Origin of the sequence: Candidatus Accumulibacter meliphilus, from assembly GCF_036625345.1 — a bacterium.
In the GTDB taxonomy this organism is placed as follows: Bacteria; Pseudomonadota; Gammaproteobacteria; order Burkholderiales; family Rhodocyclaceae; genus Accumulibacter; species Accumulibacter meliphilus.
The window spans coordinates 279903-295310 of sequence record NZ_JAZKTZ010000002.1 but is presented as its reverse complement, the minus strand read 5'-3'; the positions used below and the strand labels follow the sequence as shown (position 1 = coordinate 295310).

The window sequence follows — 15408 nt, the reverse complement described above, 5'->3', positions numbered from 1 at the left end:
GAAATCCAAGCCGATCCCGGGCAAGACCGAGACCCCGGTGAAGACGAGCGGCTGAACCTGATCCAGGGCATCGTCGCCACCTTGCGCGAAGGCGTGAGCGCAGGCGTCCTGACATCAGAGCGTGAGGGGGCCTTCACCTGGATTCCCTCCCGCCAGGCCGAGCCCCTGCTGGTCGAGCGACTCCAGTTGGCGAGGATGCAGATCCTTCGCCTGGGGAGCGTCGTCCCGGACGTGTTTCTGTGCCAGACGCGAAATCGGGCGCATTGCTACCGAATTCCCGGTCCCGCCCGCTGGCGACGGCAGCCAGAAGCGGAGCGCGTAGCGCCGCTGACACGCCAACGGTCGCTGGATGCACCGAGGCGAAATGCGCCCGGGAAAGCCGCATTTCGAAATCCACAGCCGCAGATGGCAGACCAGAATCGACCCCATGTCGACTCGCGCCCCACTGCCGTTCTTCGCCCTGCTGCTCGCGGCCTCACTGCCCATCGCACACGCCGAGGATCTCGGCGTCGTCGGGCCGACCTACGACATTGCCGAGCCGGATCTTCTGGAAGCCATCGAATCGCGTCTCAAACACATGGAGAAGACCGGCGAACTCGCCAGGAAACAGAACGAGCACCGCGATCGTGTCGTCGCGGCCGTCGAGAAACCAGCACCCGTCGCCGGGCTCACGGCCACCGTTACCCGGCGCAGCTTTTTCATCGACCCGACGTGGATTCTCGACCGCGACATCCGCAACGCCGAAGGCGCGATCCTGTTCGCGCGCGGACTGAGGGTGAATCCGCTCGACCACGTTTCCCTTCGCGAACGGCTCGTATTTTTTGACGGGCGCGACCGCCGACAAGTCGCCTTTGCACGACAGGCGCTGGCGAGCCCCGAAGGTGGCGCCAAACCCATCCTGGTTGCCGGTGAGCCCCTGGCGCTGATGCGCTCGTGGAAACGCCGCGTCTTCTACGATCAGGGCGGCAGCTTGACCCGCCGCCTGGGCATTCGTCAGGTACCGGCGGTGGTCAGTCAGGAAGGCAAGAGGCTTCGGATCGATGAAGTTCGTCCGTGAGTGCGTTCTCCTGTTGCTGTTGGCGCTGGCCATCGGGCGCCCCGGACCAGCCTTGGCGACGCCAACCTGCACCGGCCGCTTCGCCAATCCGATCACCGATATCTGCTGGCGCTGCATGCTGCCGATCCGCTTCGGCGGCCTCGATCTGCTCTCCATGGGACAGGAAGACACGCCGAATCCCGGCGGCTCACCGCTTTGCGCCTGCCCCTCGCAGTTGCGGGTCGGTTTCAAGGTGAGTTTCTGGGAGCCGGTGAGGCGAGTCGATGTGGTGCGTCGCCCGTTCTGCCTGACCAGTCTCGGCGGACTCGAGCTTGATCCCGGGTTCGATGCGCCCCGTGGTTCGCGTTTCAGCCAGGACAGCACGTCGACCTCGTCTTTCTATCAGGTGCATTGGTACGTCGATCCGGTCATCTTCTGGCTGGAAGCGATCTTCGACAACGCCTGCCTGGAGCAGGGCGGCTTCGATGTCGCCTATCTCACCGAACTGGACCCGATGTGGCACGACGACGAGCTGACCTTCATTCTCAATCCCGAGGTCGCGCTGTTCGGCAATCTGGCGGCCCGCGCCGCCTGTGCCGCCGATTGCGCAGCGGCCACTGCCGGCTTCCCGCTCAACACCCTGTTCTGGTGTGCCGGCTGCCAGGGCAGCCTCTATCCGCTGAATGGCAACGTGCAGGCCCATATCGGCGGCGTCCAGGCATCGAGTCTGGAAATGACCCGCCTGATCGCCAAGATGCACCGGGAAGGGCTGATGTGGGCGGCCTCCGGCGAGGACGGACTCTGCGGCTACTACCCGCAGCCGATCATGGACAAGACCGGCTACAAGTATCACATGCTCTATCCGATTCCCCAGACCGCACAGATTGCCGGGAAATGCTGCCAGCCGCTGGGGCGATCGACGATCCTGTGGGGCGCCGGGCGCGAGTTTCCCTTCGAGGGCGAGGACTTTGCGTACATGGTCTTCCGCAAACGCAACTGTTGCCAGGGCGCGTTCTGAGGCCATGAGCAGGCGATCGTGGATTTTGCTGTTGGCACGTTGCCTTGGCGTCGGCGCCTTGGGCGGGGCGGTGACGTTCGCGCTCGCCCAGGTGGTAGTACCGACGGACACTGAGCTGCGGGTACACCGCGAGCGCATGGGTTCTGCCCTGGACGCCGTCGAGGCGCCGAAGGCCACGGGCCGCCCGGTGGTTCCCGATCCGACCAAGCTGCCGCAGCCGGCGACCACAGGGCCCGACATTGCCCGGATGGCAGAGACCTACCGCCAGACCACGCCAAGCTCGGCACCGGGCAAGGACGTCCCGGAGTTGATGGTCTTCATCTCCTTTTCGTTGCCGAAGGAAACCCTGCAGCGAATCGTCACCCAGGCGGAGAAATCCGGCGCCGTGCTGGTCCTGCGCGGACTCAAGGGGAATTCTCTCACCCGCATGGGTGAGGAAATCGCTGAGCTGGTGGGCGCTCGAAACGTGACGGCGATCATTCATCCACCGGCCTTCAAGCAGTTCAAGGTGCGGCAGGTGCCCGCACTGGTGCTGGCACGGTCGGGCCAGGCGTCGCAGATCGGCGAAGACGGCTGCGCCCCGGGGTCGAGCTTCATCCGCGTCGACGGCGATGTCACTCAGGACTACGCGCTCGATCTCATCGAGCGACAGGCGCCGGCGTGGGCCGATGTGGCGCGCCGCTACGCGGCGAGACTCTCGGGGTCACGGCCATGAGCAAGCGGTGGGTCGTCGTCCTTGCGCTGCTCCTGGCAAGCCGTGTCTGGGCGCAGGGCGATGCTGCGAGCAGCGCGTTTGCCGAGGGTAAAGCGCTGGGCGCCGGCACGATCGACAGCGCCTTCCAGGGAATCGGCAACGGCACCGGCGCCGCGACCGTGCCGGGGTTCGGACAGAACACCCCCCAATCGCAAGTGTTCCAGGCGGGGCAGGGTCAGTTGTCGGGGCCGGGTACGGCCAAGATCATCGACTGCGCCAGCCAGGCCCCTGACGTGGATTCCTATCGTCGGCAGGAGTGTGACGCCGTCAATTTCGTGGCCCGCAATCCGGCGGTGCGACCGGCGTTCTCGATCGATCGCGCCAACGATCCGCTGATCAGTCGTGCCAGGGCGATTGCCCGTAATCCCACGATGGGCGCCACCGGCATCGCCGCCGGGAACCCTGCCGAACAGTGCCGGGTGGTGACCGAGACCCAGCCCGCGTCGTTCAGCCGGGAAACGTGCAACGACTACCGGCCGGTGAGCAGCAGTTTCTGTTCGACCGCGCGGCAGATCAGCGTCGATCAGCATCACCGCTACCAGTGCGTCGAGCAGATGCAGTCGGTGAGCAATGCCTCGTGCTTCATCGGCCAACAGATCGCGGTCGATACGCGTTACCGCTACCAGTGCAATCAGACGGTGCAGGGCTACGAGTCGCTGAGTTGTCGGCGCGGCGTTTCCGTCACCGTCGGTTTGGCCAATGCACGCCCGGTGTCTGGCTCGGACGCACGGCGTTCGTCGATTGCGGCCACTGCGTCGATCCGTACATGGCGATGAACATCTTTTGCGGCAGCGATGGTCGATCGTACGAAGTGGAACCCTACCGTTCCAGCGACGGCGCCAATCGCTTCGACTATCGGACGCTGGGCTATTCCTGGGATGGCAGCTACGGTCGCTTTCCCGGTGGCGGTCGCGCCGGGTCAATCGGTCAGCGATCACTACGTCAGCGATCTGGGTTATGGCTGCCATCTCTACGTCTATTTCAGCGTCAGCTGCAGCGCGACCACCTGCACGCCATCGGTGCGCAACGTCAGTGCCGGCTGCAACTCTGCCGGCGGCAGCGGCACCGGGGCGGCGCTGCAGCTGCCGATGTCCACGACGGTCAGCAGTTGGCGGTCGAGCGAGTGCGCCAGCTTGCAGCAGCGAGCGCAGTGATGAAGGCGTTGCTTGCGATGCTGTTCGCCATGACCCTCGCTGGCCAGGCGATCGCCGGCGACTGTCAGCTGGCGAGTTCGACCTGTGTCGATAGCACCGCGAGCAAGACGATCTCCGGCATCGTGGTGACGCTGGCACAGGTCGGCGGTTGCTGGGAGTACCAGGACACCTACACCTGCATCAAGCCCGAGGCGATCGACTACTGCGCCGCGCTGACCACGGCCGGCTGCGGGCAGATCGGTTCGACCTGCAGCGACACGGCGTTCAACGGGACGTGCAACACCTATAGAAGACTTTCCAGTGCGGCACCGACCAGGGCGAGCCGAGCAACACGCTGCGCTTGAGCAACAGCTACACGCTGCTCACCGACGCCATCGACGCCGCGCCTGCAGCAGCTATGCGCAGAACGCGCGCTGCCGGCTGGCGGCGCATACCTGTGTCGATTCGACGCCGTGCAGGCGTGACGCCAGTGGGGCGACGGTTTGCCTTGCCGGCGTGACGCCGCCGGAAGGCGGGCTGAACTCGACGGCGAGCTGTTGGCGCTATCAGGACGACTATTCGTGCATTGCCGACGACCCCCTCGATTACTGCGCGGCGATCAAGGCGACCGAGGGCTGTACGCTGGTCACTTCAACGTGCGACAGCACGGCCTTCGACGGGTCGTGCAATCAATACACGCGCCAGTATCAGTGCACCAACGTGACGGCGGCGACGAACCCGCCGACGGTCGTGCCACTCGACACCTCGTACACCATCACCTCGAACACGCTCGACACCAGCGGCTGTACCTCGCTGTCGGAAAGCAGCAACTGCGTCCATGCCGCGCACACCTGCACGGACAACACGCCGTGCAAGACGATCAACGGCCTGCAGGTCTGCCTGGACAGCGTCTCGCCGCTGCCGGAAGGGGCCCAGCGTGCGGGCGATTCCTGCTGGGCGTGGTCGGAGGACTACACCTGCGCCGCGACAGCGCTGAGCGATGACTGCCAGGAGTTGATCGACCGGGGATGCACCCAGGTGGGCAGCGACTGTGTCGACCGTCTGCCCTCGGGCGCTTGCGACCTGAACGAGCGCACCTACTCGTGCCAGACCTCGCCGGCGGTCCAGACGCAGCGCACGGTGTGCGATCAGGCGGCGTTCTGTCAGGGCGGTGGCTGCTTCGACACCAGCCATCCGGCCGATCAGGATTTCGGCAAGGTCCTGGCCACGCTGGAGGCGGCGCGCGAAGCGGGGGTCTATGGCGGCGATCAGCGGCTGTTCACGGGCGTCACGGAGCAGTGTCGCAAGAAGCTCTTCGGTCTGGTGAACTGCTGCAAGAAGGGCGGCGGTGGCGCGGCGAAAAGCAACAACGCGCTGATGTCGGCGGCGATCCAGGGGGCGTATGCGGGAGGGCAGCTGGCGGTGAACGCCGGCAGCAAGTACGTCTTCGATTTCATGTATCCGCAGTACGCCGGCTATCTCGAAGCGGGCGCGAAGGCGATGATTTCGTCCGAGGTGCTGTTTACGCCGACGAATTTCCAGCCGTCGTTCAGTTTCTATGGGCTGACCTTGTCCACGGGGACGATGACCAGTGGCCTGCTCGGCGGGCCGATTTTTTCCATCGGGCAGCTGGGCAGCTTCAATTTCTACTTCGATCCCTACTCGCTGGCCGTGGCGGTGGCTCTCGAACTGCTCTCGGACCTGCTCTCGTGCGACCAGACCGAGCAACTGCTGGCCATGCACCGCGATGCCAATCTCTGCGTCGCGGTCGGCTCCTTCTGTTCGGCCCGGGTGCCGATCATCCGGACGTGCATCGAACAGACCCAGTCGTATTGCTGTTTCAACTCTCGCCTGGCCCGGTTGATCAATGAACAGGGCAGGGGGCAGATCGGCAAGAGCTGGGGAAGCGGCAGGCATCCGGACTGTTCCGGATTCACTCCGGCGGAGTTCGAACGGCTCGATTTCTCGCAGATCGACCTGGGCGAGTTCATCGCCGAAGTCACGGCCAGCGTGCGCGTACCCACGGCGTCGTCGATCGGGCAGAACGTCCGCGGCACCGTCGAGCAACGCGTCAATAGCTACTACAACCGGTGATGACTGAGCACGCTGCTTTTTCCGGGCAAGGACGCGATGCCTTCGGACAGGTGGGTGGCGTGGATTTTCTCGGGGAGATTCGATGAAAGCACCTCCGAAAACTCTTGCGATGGCGCTGTGCGTGCTGGGTCTGCTGGGCACCAGCGACGTTGTTGCTGCGGACTTGAAGCAACATCTGATCGCGGCGATCGATGCGCCCGATGGTCGATCCGACGGGGAGCTGAGTGGGCGGATGGCGGAGTTCTTCAAGGGGCAGACGCGGTCGCCTGCGCCGGTGCGGCTTCAGGTCAGAACATTGAGGAAGTTTGCCGAGGCCGGTTGTGCTCGCCTGGAGGCGACGCTGATCCAGGACGACGTGCCGACGAAGGATGGCAAGCGGATTCCACTGGCCGTTCGCTACGAACTCAATCTGTGCCGTGACGGGCAGCCACCGAGTGAAGGGATCGACCTTGACGCGGCGTCGCGGGTGCTTTCGGGTGAGTCGCGCCGGCAATGATGAGAGAATCGGGCCCTCACTAACCACCAACCGGGAGTACCTCAATGAACAAGTCCGAGCTGATTGAAGCGCTGGCGAGCAAAGCTGATCTGTCCAAGGTGGCCGCGGGCCGTGCCGTCGATGTTCTGCTTGAAGAAATCGTGGCAGCCGTCGCCAACGGCGATTCGGTGACGCTGGTGGGCTTTGGGTCTTTCAAAGCGGCACCGCGCGCGGCTCGCGAAGGCAAGAACCCGAAAACTGGCGCGAAGCTCAGCATTGCCGCCACGACGGTGCCCAAGTTTTCTGCGGGTGCCGTCTTCAAGCAAGCAGTGGCCGGCAAGGGCGAAGCCAACAACAGCTAGACGGTTCACGTGTCACCTGTCGCCAGCTGATGTCTGGAAAAAAGGATCAACGAGCGTCGCGGTCTTTGCGTTCAGAGTGAACGCCAAGCTGCGTCAGCCACTGCAGGTCGTTGGCCAGCGGATCGATTGCCGACCCGCTTGGCGCCATCAAATGACGCTGGCTGCGAGCTAGTCAGCAAGGACGCGGACGCTGCTGCTCGATCGACCGCATCCCTCGTAGAGCAATTGCCTCCACCAGTTCACCGCCAGCGTCCCGCGACCTGCGAAATACGCTCGAAAAGTTCGCATTTCGGCACCGTGCTGCTCTCGTCGCCGTACTAGAGTCGACTCATGGAATCGATTCTTGGTGCGGATGAATCTGGTCCGTCAGACGGAGCGTGAGGTGATGCTATGAATCAACGGTTGATACGTCTTCCCCAGGTCAAGTCCATGGTAGGGCTTGGCCGATCATCGATCTACGACAAGATCAAGAAGGGCGACTTTCCCAAACAGATCAAGCTCGGGCGCTCGTCCGGATGGGTCGAGGCTGAGATACAGACGTGGATCAGCGAACAGATCGAGGCGAGTCGGCCGGAGTCGCCTCGGTCCTTTGAGTACCATCGGGCGTCGCGTTAGCAGGTGCTTTCTCCGCAAGGATCCTTCCATCTTGCTGCGTAGCGGGCTGCACGCTGTCAGGTGGTGGCTTTTCCTCGAACGGGTGTGACCGGTTTCGCGCTCGGCGTAATCGCGCAGAAGTCGCTCCATTCTTGCATCAGCATCGTCCGCTTGTCGAGCAGGTCGCCGCGCCGGTAGGCCGCCTCCACCTTGTCTGGCAGACTGTGCGCCAGCGCATGCTCGCACACCTCCCGCGGGAAGTTCGTCGATTCCGAACACCAGTCGCGGAAAGTCGATCGGAAACCGTGGACCGTGATGTCGGCGCGTCCCATTCGTCGCAGTACCGCGGTCAGGCTCATGTCAGACAGGGGTTTGCCTTCTCTGGCTCCGGGAAAAACCACATCTCCCAGGCGCGGCAGTTGTCTGAGTAGAGCAATTGCGCTGCTGGATAAAGGAATGCGATGTTCCTTCTCGGCTTTCATTCTCTCGGCGGGGATCACCCATAGGGCCAGCTCCAGGTTGATCTCAGCCCAGGTCGCGCCGCGCACCTCACCAGAACGCGCGGCCGTCAGGATGGCGAACTCGACGGCACGTGCCCCCATGCCGCCCTGTTTCCGCAGTTCCGTCATGAATACCGGCGTTTCTGCAGGAACTGCGAGAAGAGCAGCCCGCCGACTACCGCCAGTCCCAGCGACTGCCGGCTGGCGCCGCTGGCTCCGAAGGCCAGGGCGATCGGCAACGTGCCCAGCAAAGCCGCCATAGTGGTCATCATGATCGGTCGGAAGCGCACCTGGCAGGCCTCGTAGATCGCCTCGCGCGGCGGCTTGTCGTGGGTGCGCCGCGCGTCGAGCGCGAAGTCGACCATCATGATCGCGTTCTTCTTGACGATGCCGACCAGCATGATGATGCCGACATACCCGTACATGTCGAGTTCCCGCCCGAAAATGGCCAGGGTGACCAGCGCCCCCAGCCCGGCGGTCGGCAATCCCGAGAGGATGGTGAGCGGATGGATGGTGCTTTCGTAGAGGATGCCAAGCACGATGTAGATGACGAACACCGCCATCAGCAGCAGGATGCCCATGCCGGCCAGCGATGACTGGAAAGCCTGTGCCGCGCCCTGGAAGCTGCCGAGCAGCGTTTCGGGGACGCCAAGCTTCTCCTGCATGACGTGGACCTCGGCGATGGCGGTGGACAGCGACACGCCCGGCGCCAGGTTGAACGAGAGCGTGACCGCCGGCACCTGCCCCTGATGGTTGATGGTCAGCGGTGCCACGCCGGTACTCAGGCGGGTGACCGCGTTGAGCGGCACCAGCGCTCCCTTGCTCGAACGGACGTGGAGCAGCGCCAGGGCTGCCGGGTCGGTCTGGAATTTGGGCTCGACCTCAAGGATCACCCAGTATTCGTTGGTCGGCGTGTAGATGGTCGACACCTGGCGCTGGCCATAGGCGCTGTACAGCGCATCCTCGATCTGCGCCGGCGTCACTCCCAGCGCGGCGGCCTTGTCGCGATCGATTTCGACCGCTACCTTGGGCGTGCGGATCTGCAGATCGCTCGATACGTCCTGCAGCCCCGGCATCCCACGCAGCTTTTCCTCGAGGATCGGCGCCCAGTGATGGAGCTCGTCGAGGTCGGCATCCTGCAAAGTGTATTGGTACAGGCTTTTGGTCAGCCGACCACCGATGCGGATCGTTGGCACGCTCTGCAGGAAAACCTTGATCCCCGGCACCTCCGTCAGCTCGGGCCGCAATTCCTGAATGATCTTCTCAGGGCTGACGCGCTCGCCGTAAGGCTTCAGGACGATCAGCATGCGCCCCAGGTTGAGCGTCTGTGAGAAGCCCGAGGTACCGATGAAGGACATTACCGTGGCGACGTTCGGATTGGCCTGCACCAGCCGCGCCACCCGCCGCTGCTTGTCCATCATCGCCTCGAATGAAACATCCTGCGCCGCTTCGGTAAAGGCGAAGATCTGTCCGATATCGTCGCTCGGCAGGAAGCCCTTGGGCGTATGGATGAACATCGCGGCAGTGGCCACGACCACCAGCAGGAAGGTCGCCATGGTCGTCCGCGGGCGCGCCAGCACGCGCAGCAGGCTGCGTTCGTAGGCGCGTCGCCAGGCGTCGAAGAGGCGCTCCGAGGCCTGATACAGGCGGCCGTGCCGGGCGTGATCGGTCGGCTTGAGCAGGTGCGCGGCAAGCAAGGGCGTCAGCGTCAGCGAGACGAAGCCGGAAACCAGCACCGCGACCATGATGGTCACCGCGAACTCATACAGGAGACGGCCGAGAATGCCGCCCATGAACAGCACCGGAATGAACACCGCGACCAGCGACAGGGTCATGCTCAACACCGTGAACCCGATTTCCTCGGTGCCATTGAGCGTCGCTTCGAGCGGACTCTCGCCCATCTCCATATGGCGGGTGATGTTCTCGAGGACAACGATGGCGTCGTCGACGACCAGGCCAACACACAGGGTCAGCGCCATCAGCGAAATGTTGTCGAGGCTGAAACCCAGCAGGTACATCACCGAGAAGGTGCCGATGATCGACATCGGCAGTGCCAGGCTGGGGATCAGCGTCGCCGAGACATTGCGCAGAAAGAGGAAAATGACCATCACCACCAGCGCCAGTGCCAGCAGCAGGGTGAACTTGACGTCCGCCACCGAGGCGCGGATCGACTGCGAGCGGTCGTACATGACGTCGATCTTGATGCCGGTCGGCGCCTGCTCGCGGAAGGTCGGTAGCAGCTTGCGAATGGCGTCCACCAGCTCGACGGTGTTGGTTCCCGGCTGACGCTGGATGGCCAGGATGACCGTCCGTTCGTCGTTGTACCAGGCGGCGTACTTGTCGTTCTGGACGCCGTCGACGACCCGTCCCAGCGCGCCCAGCCGGACCGCTGCGCCATTGCGGTAGGCGACGACCAGCGGCCGGTAGGCGGCGGCGTCGTTGAGCTGGCCAGTGGCCTCAACCGAGAAGGCGCGCTGGCTGCCGTACAGAGTTCCCGTCGGTTTGTTGACGTTATGGCTGGCGATCGTCTGTTGCACTTCGTCGATACCGATGCCCCGCGCAGCGAGCAGATTCGGGTCGAGCTGCACCCGAACCGCATACTTCTGGCTGCCGAAGACCTGTACTTGGGCAACCCCGGCAATGGTCGACAGGCGCTGCGCGATCCGCGTCTGCGCGTACTCGTCCACCGCTGACAGCGGCATCGTCTCGGAGCGGGCCACCAGATAGAATACCGCCGCATCCGCCGGGTTGACCTTGCGGAATGATGGCGGCGAGGTCATCTCTGGCGGCAACTGCCGCAAGGCCGTCGAGATCGCCGACTGGACGTCCTGCGCGGCGGCATCGATGTTGCGATTCAAGGAGAACTGCAGGGTAATCGACGTCGTCCCGACAGCGCTGCTCGAGGTCATCGATTCGAGCGCCGGAATGGTCGAGAATTGCTTTTCGAGCGGCGTCGCGACGGCGGCAGCGATCGTCTCGGCATTGGCACCGGGCAGGTTGGCGCTAACGGTGATGGTCGGGAAGTCGACGTTGGGCAGGTCGGAAACCGGCAACAGGCGGTAGGCGATCAGGCCGAAAACGAGAATCGACAGCATCACCAGCCCGGTCATCACCGGGCGAAAGACAAAGGGTCGCGAGATGTTCATCAGGACTTCCCGGCGGCATCCCTGATTACTATCGGGCTGCCCGGCAGCAGCCGCGACTGGCCGTCGACGACCACCGTTTCTCCCACGGCCAAGCCCTCGGCAATCAGCGCCTCGGCGCCAGCGGTGCGCTCGACCACGACGTCACGCAGTTGCGCCTTGCCATCGGCGCCGACGACAAACACGTAGCTGCCCCTCGGGCCGGTCTGCACCGCATCCGCCGGGACGACCAGCGCATCGGCCCGCTCACCAAGAGCCAGCACCGCGTGCACGAACTGTCCCGGCCACAGACCGCTATCGCGGTTCGCCACGCTGGCGCGCAGCTTGACAGTGCCTGTGGCGGGGTCCACCGCGTTGTCGACGAAGGCCAGCGTCCCGCTGGCTTCCACCGCCTTGCCGTCGGTATCGGTGGCGACGACTTTCACCACCCCGGCCCCGGCACTGCGCACCTGCGCCAGATATTGTTCGGGCACCGAAAAATTCACAAAGATCGGGGTCAGCTGGTTGATCACCACCAGCGGATTGCCGTCGTTGGCCTTCACCAGATTGCCCTGCTGGATCATGATCCGCCCGGCCCGCCCAGCGATCGGCGCGCGGATGGTGCAGTAGTCGATCTGCAGCCGGGCGCTATCGACCGTGGCGCGAGCCGCTGCCGCATTGGCCAGTGCGCTGTCAAGGTTGGTCTTGTACTGCTGATAGCCATCGGCAGAAATGAAGCGTTGGCGCAGCAAGTCCTGGTAACGCGCATCCTGCGCCCGCGCCCGCGCCAGCAATGCCATGTCGCTGGCCAGCTTCGCCTCGGCCTGCCTGAGCTGCGCGAGCGCCGGACGGCAATCCATCTCGAACAGCACCTGCCCGGGCTTGACATCGTCGCCGTCCGCGAAAGCCACCGTGACGATCTGCCCGTCAATACGCGACTTCACTGCCACGCTGGCTTTCGCCTCGACCGTCCCGATGCCTTCGACGCTCAACGGCACCGTCTTGCGCTGCGCCTTGACGACCACCACGGGAACGCTCGCTTCGCTTGCGATAAGCGCTTTGCCGGCGGGCTGCTGGTCGGCGCCGCAGCCACCGAGCAGGCTGGCAGACAGGGCGATACTGGCGACGACGAACCAGGAGCGGGAACGGGCGCTGCGACAGGGAGTGGAACGGTGGATGATGGCCATGTCTCTGACGAGCCGGGTAAGGTGCTGGCTGGAAAGCCTGCGAGCATAGCGCCTTGCGCGATCGTTGTGCACCCGCGGCGCACAAAGGCCGCGACACACTCGGCGAAGCGCTCGGCGAACCGCAAGGTAGCCGCTCTGTGCCTTGTCGGTGAGCGTGCGCTGTCGCGACCACATGTCGTCAATCATGTGTTGCCGCAGCGGCGCGACGTGCGGAGTCGAAGGAGCCATGGCTCTGCTCATATCGTGGACGAGGCGGATTGCCTCACTCCACACCATAGCAAAGAGCGCCAGCGCTTCGCCCAACTGCACACACCAACCACCACGGCCCACGATTACTGCGCGAGCGGTTTAGTCCAGAAGTGCCAAGCGGCTGTTCGAGCTGGTTTCCGACCCTACGACCGGTAAGCTATTTATTGCGGCCGCTGGACGCGCCGTATCCCAATGACCGTTGCGGCCGAAGAGCAGACCGTCACCCGAGACCGCCGAATGTCAGCTCGAAGCGACAAAGCGTACGGACGGCGGCCCAGCGACCGGTGACGGCGGTTGTTCGGCATCCCGTGCGGGACAGGGATTCCGCTTTTGTGCTGTAATGAATCGAAAACCTCAACGTCCGACATGTGAGCAGGCCACGCGCGCTGCGCATGTTGTGGCCATACTTGGGAGACTTGCCCGATGCCCCCGTCAGCGCCATCCACAAAGACAGCATATTCCGCAGATTATTCGCTCCGCGAGAGCCTCGCGCAGCGCTACCGCGAAGTCCGCGCGCATAGCCTGGCGCTGGCCGCACCGCTGTCACCCGAAGACCAGTGCATCCAGTCGATGCCTGACGCCAGCCCGACGAAGTGGCATCTCGCACATAGCAGCTGGTTCTTCGAAGCCATCGTCCTGCAGCCATTTGCGGTCGGCTACAGGCCGTTCGACAAGCGCTTCGCGCATCTCTTCAACTCCTACTACGAGTCGCTGGGTCCGCGCCACCCGCGGCCGCAGCGCGGCCTACTGACCCGCCCTTCGCTGGGCGAAGTACATGCCTTTCGCGAGCACGTCGATGTCGCGGTGCTGTCGCTGATCGCCGATGTCGACGCCGCTGCCTGGGAAAGTGCCGCGCCGCTGCTGGTGCTGGGTCTGAACCACGAGCAGCAGCATCAGGAGCTGATGCTTACCGACATCCTGCACGCGCTGTCGTGCAACCCCCTGCTGCCGGCGTACCGGCGCGCCGGGCCTTCGGGCGTTCCGCCGACCGCAGAGGTGCCCGCGATGCGCTGGTTGCCGATGCCGGGCGGTGTTACGCCGATCGGTCATGCGGGTGAGGGTTTCGCCTTCGACAACGAAACGCCGCGGCATCAGGTATTGCTGCCGCCGTTCCGGATTGCCGATCGCCTGGTGACTTGCGGCGAGTACGCACTGTTCGTCGCCGATGGCGGCTACCAGCGCCCGGCGCTGTGGCTCTCGGATGGCTGGGCGATGGTGCAGGCGCAGGGTTGGCTGGCGCCTGCGTACTGGATCTCGCCCGGAGACCCGCGCGCACCATCTGCCGAATGGCAGGAATTCAGCCTGCGCGGTGTGCGGTCCCTGGACACCAGCGCGCCGGTGTCCCATCTCAGTTTCTACGAGGCGGCCGCCTACGCCGAGTGGGCCGGCGCGCGTCTGCCCACCGAGTTCGAGTGGGAGGCCGCCTACGGCACGTCAGCGATCACACAAATGATCGGCGAGCAGTGGCAGTGGACGCGCTCGTCCTACGACCCCTATCCGGGCTTCCGGCCCTTGTGCGGCGCGGCCAGCGAGTACAACGGCAAGTTCATGGTCGGCCAACTGGTGCTGCGTGGCGGCAGCAGCGCGACGCCGGGCGGCCATAGCCGCGGGAGCTACCGTAACTTCTTTCCCCCGGCCGCGCGCTGGCAGTTCTCGGGCCTGCGCCTCGCCAAGGACGCCTGAGCCCAACTCGCGTGCCATCAAGCCAAGGAGAAAAGCGAAGATGAGTGATCTGGTTTTCTACACCAATCCGCAATCCCGCGGCCGCATCGCCCACTGGATGCTGGAGGAGATCGGGCAGCCCTATGAGACTGTCTGGCTCGAATTCGGACCGACCATGAAGAGCGCCGAATACCTCGCGACCAACCCGATGGGCAAGGTGCCCGCGCTCAGGCACGGCGCCGCCGTGGTCACCAAAGCAGCAGCTATCTGTGCCTACCTCGCCGATCGTTTCCCCGAAAAGGCGCTGAGTCCTGCAACGCAGGAGCCAGCGCGTGCCGCCTATTTTCGCTGGCTGTTCTTCGCCGCGGGACCGCTCGAACTCGCGGTCACCGCCCGCGCACTCGACTGGCAAGTGCCTGAAGGAAAGAGCGGTTTCGTCGGTTTCGGCAGCTACGGCGAGACGCTTGATGCCCTTGAGCAGGCGCTGCGGCCCGGACCCTACTTGTGTGGCGAGCAGTTCACCGCCGCCGATGTGTATGCCGGGTTGCAGCTTGGCTGGGGCATGATGTTCGGCACGATCGAGAAGCGTCCCGTATTCGAAGACTATGTCGAACGGCTGGGAGCGCGTCCTGCCGTCCGACAGGCCAATCGCCTGAACGAAGATCACATGAAAAACGGCAAGGCCTGATCCGCCTGCCGAGAGCGGGGCGCGGAGGCAAGCGCGGCAAGCCACCTGGTTTCCCCCGGAGCCCTGCCGGCAGGATTTCCGTATTGCCTATCGCTGCGGCCTGCTCCGGTAGTTCCTGGAACCGCTCGACTATCAACGGAAGCTTCTCGTAGCCGTCCTCCAGACTGCCGTCGCCGATCTTGCCGCTACCGGCACCGTTGAAGGTGACCACCTGCTCGGCGCTGCCGGGGTGGATGAGCTTGACGGTGGTGGCGAGTTGGCCACCGAGGCTGTAGCCGGTGACGGAGACGTTCTTGCCCGGAAGCAGGAGGGATCACTGGTCAGTTTGGCGTACCACATCTCCCTGTCCGCCAGCTGCCCGAAGGCAACGCCGAAGTCGTTGGCCTCCAGCTTGTTTGTGGCTTCGTTGTCGCGCGCAGCGTCGTCGATGAATTCGGTGGAGCGCAAGGCGAGAACGAGTTCGCTCGGATCTGCCTTGTTGCGGACGAGGGTGCCGCTGAAGCCGGTTGACCTGTGTTGGTCAGCCGCGCGGGT

The 15408-nt window shown here is 64.4% G+C and carries 14 protein-coding genes and 1 pseudogene; 12 read left to right on the top strand and 3 right to left on the bottom strand.

The annotated features are described in order from the left end of the window. Positions 1 to 427 precede the first annotated feature (427 nt). The 10 genes from traW to V5B40_RS04800 all read left to right on the top strand — a co-directional run bounded on the left by traW (position 428) and on the right by V5B40_RS04800 (position 7487). Positions 428 to 1057 carry a type-F conjugative transfer system protein TraW gene (gene traW, locus V5B40_RS04845; RefSeq protein WP_332353469.1) on the top strand — a complete coding sequence of 210 codons (630 nt, stop codon included), beginning with the start codon at positions 428 to 430 and terminating at the stop codon, positions 1055 to 1057. After that, on the top strand, positions 1041 to 2054 hold the full coding sequence (traU, locus tag V5B40_RS04840; protein ID WP_332353468.1) for a conjugal transfer pilus assembly protein TraU: 1014 nt from the start codon (positions 1041 to 1043) through the stop codon (positions 2052 to 2054). The genes traW and traU overlap by 17 nt, the downstream gene beginning before the upstream one ends. 31 nt (positions 2055 to 2085) lie before the next feature. Further along, positions 2086 to 2769, top strand: coding sequence for a type-F conjugative transfer system pilin assembly protein TrbC (trbC, locus tag V5B40_RS04835; protein ID WP_332353467.1), 684 nt, complete (start codon positions 2086 to 2088; stop codon positions 2767 to 2769). Further along, positions 2766 to 3584: a hypothetical protein gene (locus tag V5B40_RS04830; RefSeq protein WP_332353466.1), complete on the top strand. Its 819-nt coding sequence runs from the start codon at positions 2766 to 2768 to the stop codon at positions 3582 to 3584. Before trbC ends, V5B40_RS04830 begins: the two co-directional genes overlap by 4 nt. Before the next feature lie 102 nt (positions 3585 to 3686). Further along, complete coding sequence (locus V5B40_RS04825; RefSeq protein WP_332353465.1) at positions 3687 to 3962, top strand: hypothetical protein; 276 nt, start codon at positions 3687 to 3689, stop codon at positions 3960 to 3962. Then, the gene (traN, locus tag V5B40_RS04820) at positions 3962 to 4306 is read left to right on the top strand and encodes a conjugal transfer protein TraN (RefSeq protein ID WP_332353464.1); all 345 of its coding nucleotides are present in this window, start codon (positions 3962 to 3964) and stop codon (positions 4304 to 4306) included. The genes V5B40_RS04825 and traN overlap by 1 nt, the downstream gene beginning before the upstream one ends. Beyond that, positions 4263 to 6035, top strand: coding sequence for a conjugal transfer protein TraN (locus V5B40_RS04815; protein ID WP_332353463.1), 1773 nt, complete (start codon positions 4263 to 4265; stop codon positions 6033 to 6035). The genes traN and V5B40_RS04815 overlap by 44 nt, the downstream gene beginning before the upstream one ends. 82 nt (positions 6036 to 6117) lie before the next feature. Continuing rightward, complete coding sequence (locus tag V5B40_RS04810) at positions 6118 to 6531, top strand: hypothetical protein (RefSeq protein ID WP_332353462.1); 414 nt, start codon at positions 6118 to 6120, stop codon at positions 6529 to 6531. 44 nt (positions 6532 to 6575) lie between these two features. Beyond that, positions 6576 to 6872 carry an HU family DNA-binding protein gene (locus V5B40_RS04805; protein WP_332353461.1) on the top strand — a complete coding sequence of 99 codons (297 nt, stop codon included), beginning with the start codon at positions 6576 to 6578 and terminating at the stop codon, positions 6870 to 6872. A gap of 390 nt (positions 6873 to 7262) precedes the next feature. After that, positions 7263 to 7487 carry a helix-turn-helix transcriptional regulator gene (locus V5B40_RS04800; RefSeq protein ID WP_332353460.1) on the top strand — a complete coding sequence of 75 codons (225 nt, stop codon included), beginning with the start codon at positions 7263 to 7265 and terminating at the stop codon, positions 7485 to 7487. 56 nt (positions 7488 to 7543) lie between these two features. Here V5B40_RS04800 and V5B40_RS04795 read toward each other — a convergent pair. From V5B40_RS04795 to V5B40_RS04785, 3 genes and pseudogenes are all read right to left on the bottom strand, one after another. Further along, positions 7544 to 8110, bottom strand: a pseudogene (locus V5B40_RS04795) (tyrosine-type recombinase/integrase); the annotation flags it as partial. Further along, entirely contained in the window at positions 8092 to 11112 is a 3021-nt protein-coding gene (locus V5B40_RS04790; RefSeq protein ID WP_332353459.1) for an efflux RND transporter permease subunit, read from the bottom strand. The pseudogene V5B40_RS04795 and the gene V5B40_RS04790, both read right to left, overlap by 19 nt. Further along, positions 11112 to 12503, bottom strand: coding sequence for an efflux RND transporter periplasmic adaptor subunit (locus V5B40_RS04785; RefSeq protein WP_332353458.1), 1392 nt, complete (start codon positions 12501 to 12503; stop codon positions 11112 to 11114). The genes V5B40_RS04790 and V5B40_RS04785 overlap by 1 nt, the downstream gene beginning before the upstream one ends. A gap of 444 nt (positions 12504 to 12947) precedes the next feature. Between V5B40_RS04785 and egtB the strand changes: the two genes are divergently transcribed. Beyond that, entirely contained in the window at positions 12948 to 14207 is a 1260-nt protein-coding gene (gene egtB, locus V5B40_RS04780) for an ergothioneine biosynthesis protein EgtB (RefSeq protein ID WP_332353457.1), read from the top strand. Between the two features lie 40 nt (positions 14208 to 14247). Then, the gene (locus tag V5B40_RS04775; protein WP_332353456.1) at positions 14248 to 14874 is read left to right on the top strand and encodes a glutathione S-transferase family protein; all 627 of its coding nucleotides are present in this window, start codon (positions 14248 to 14250) and stop codon (positions 14872 to 14874) included. Positions 14875 to 15408: the final 534 nt, after the last annotated feature.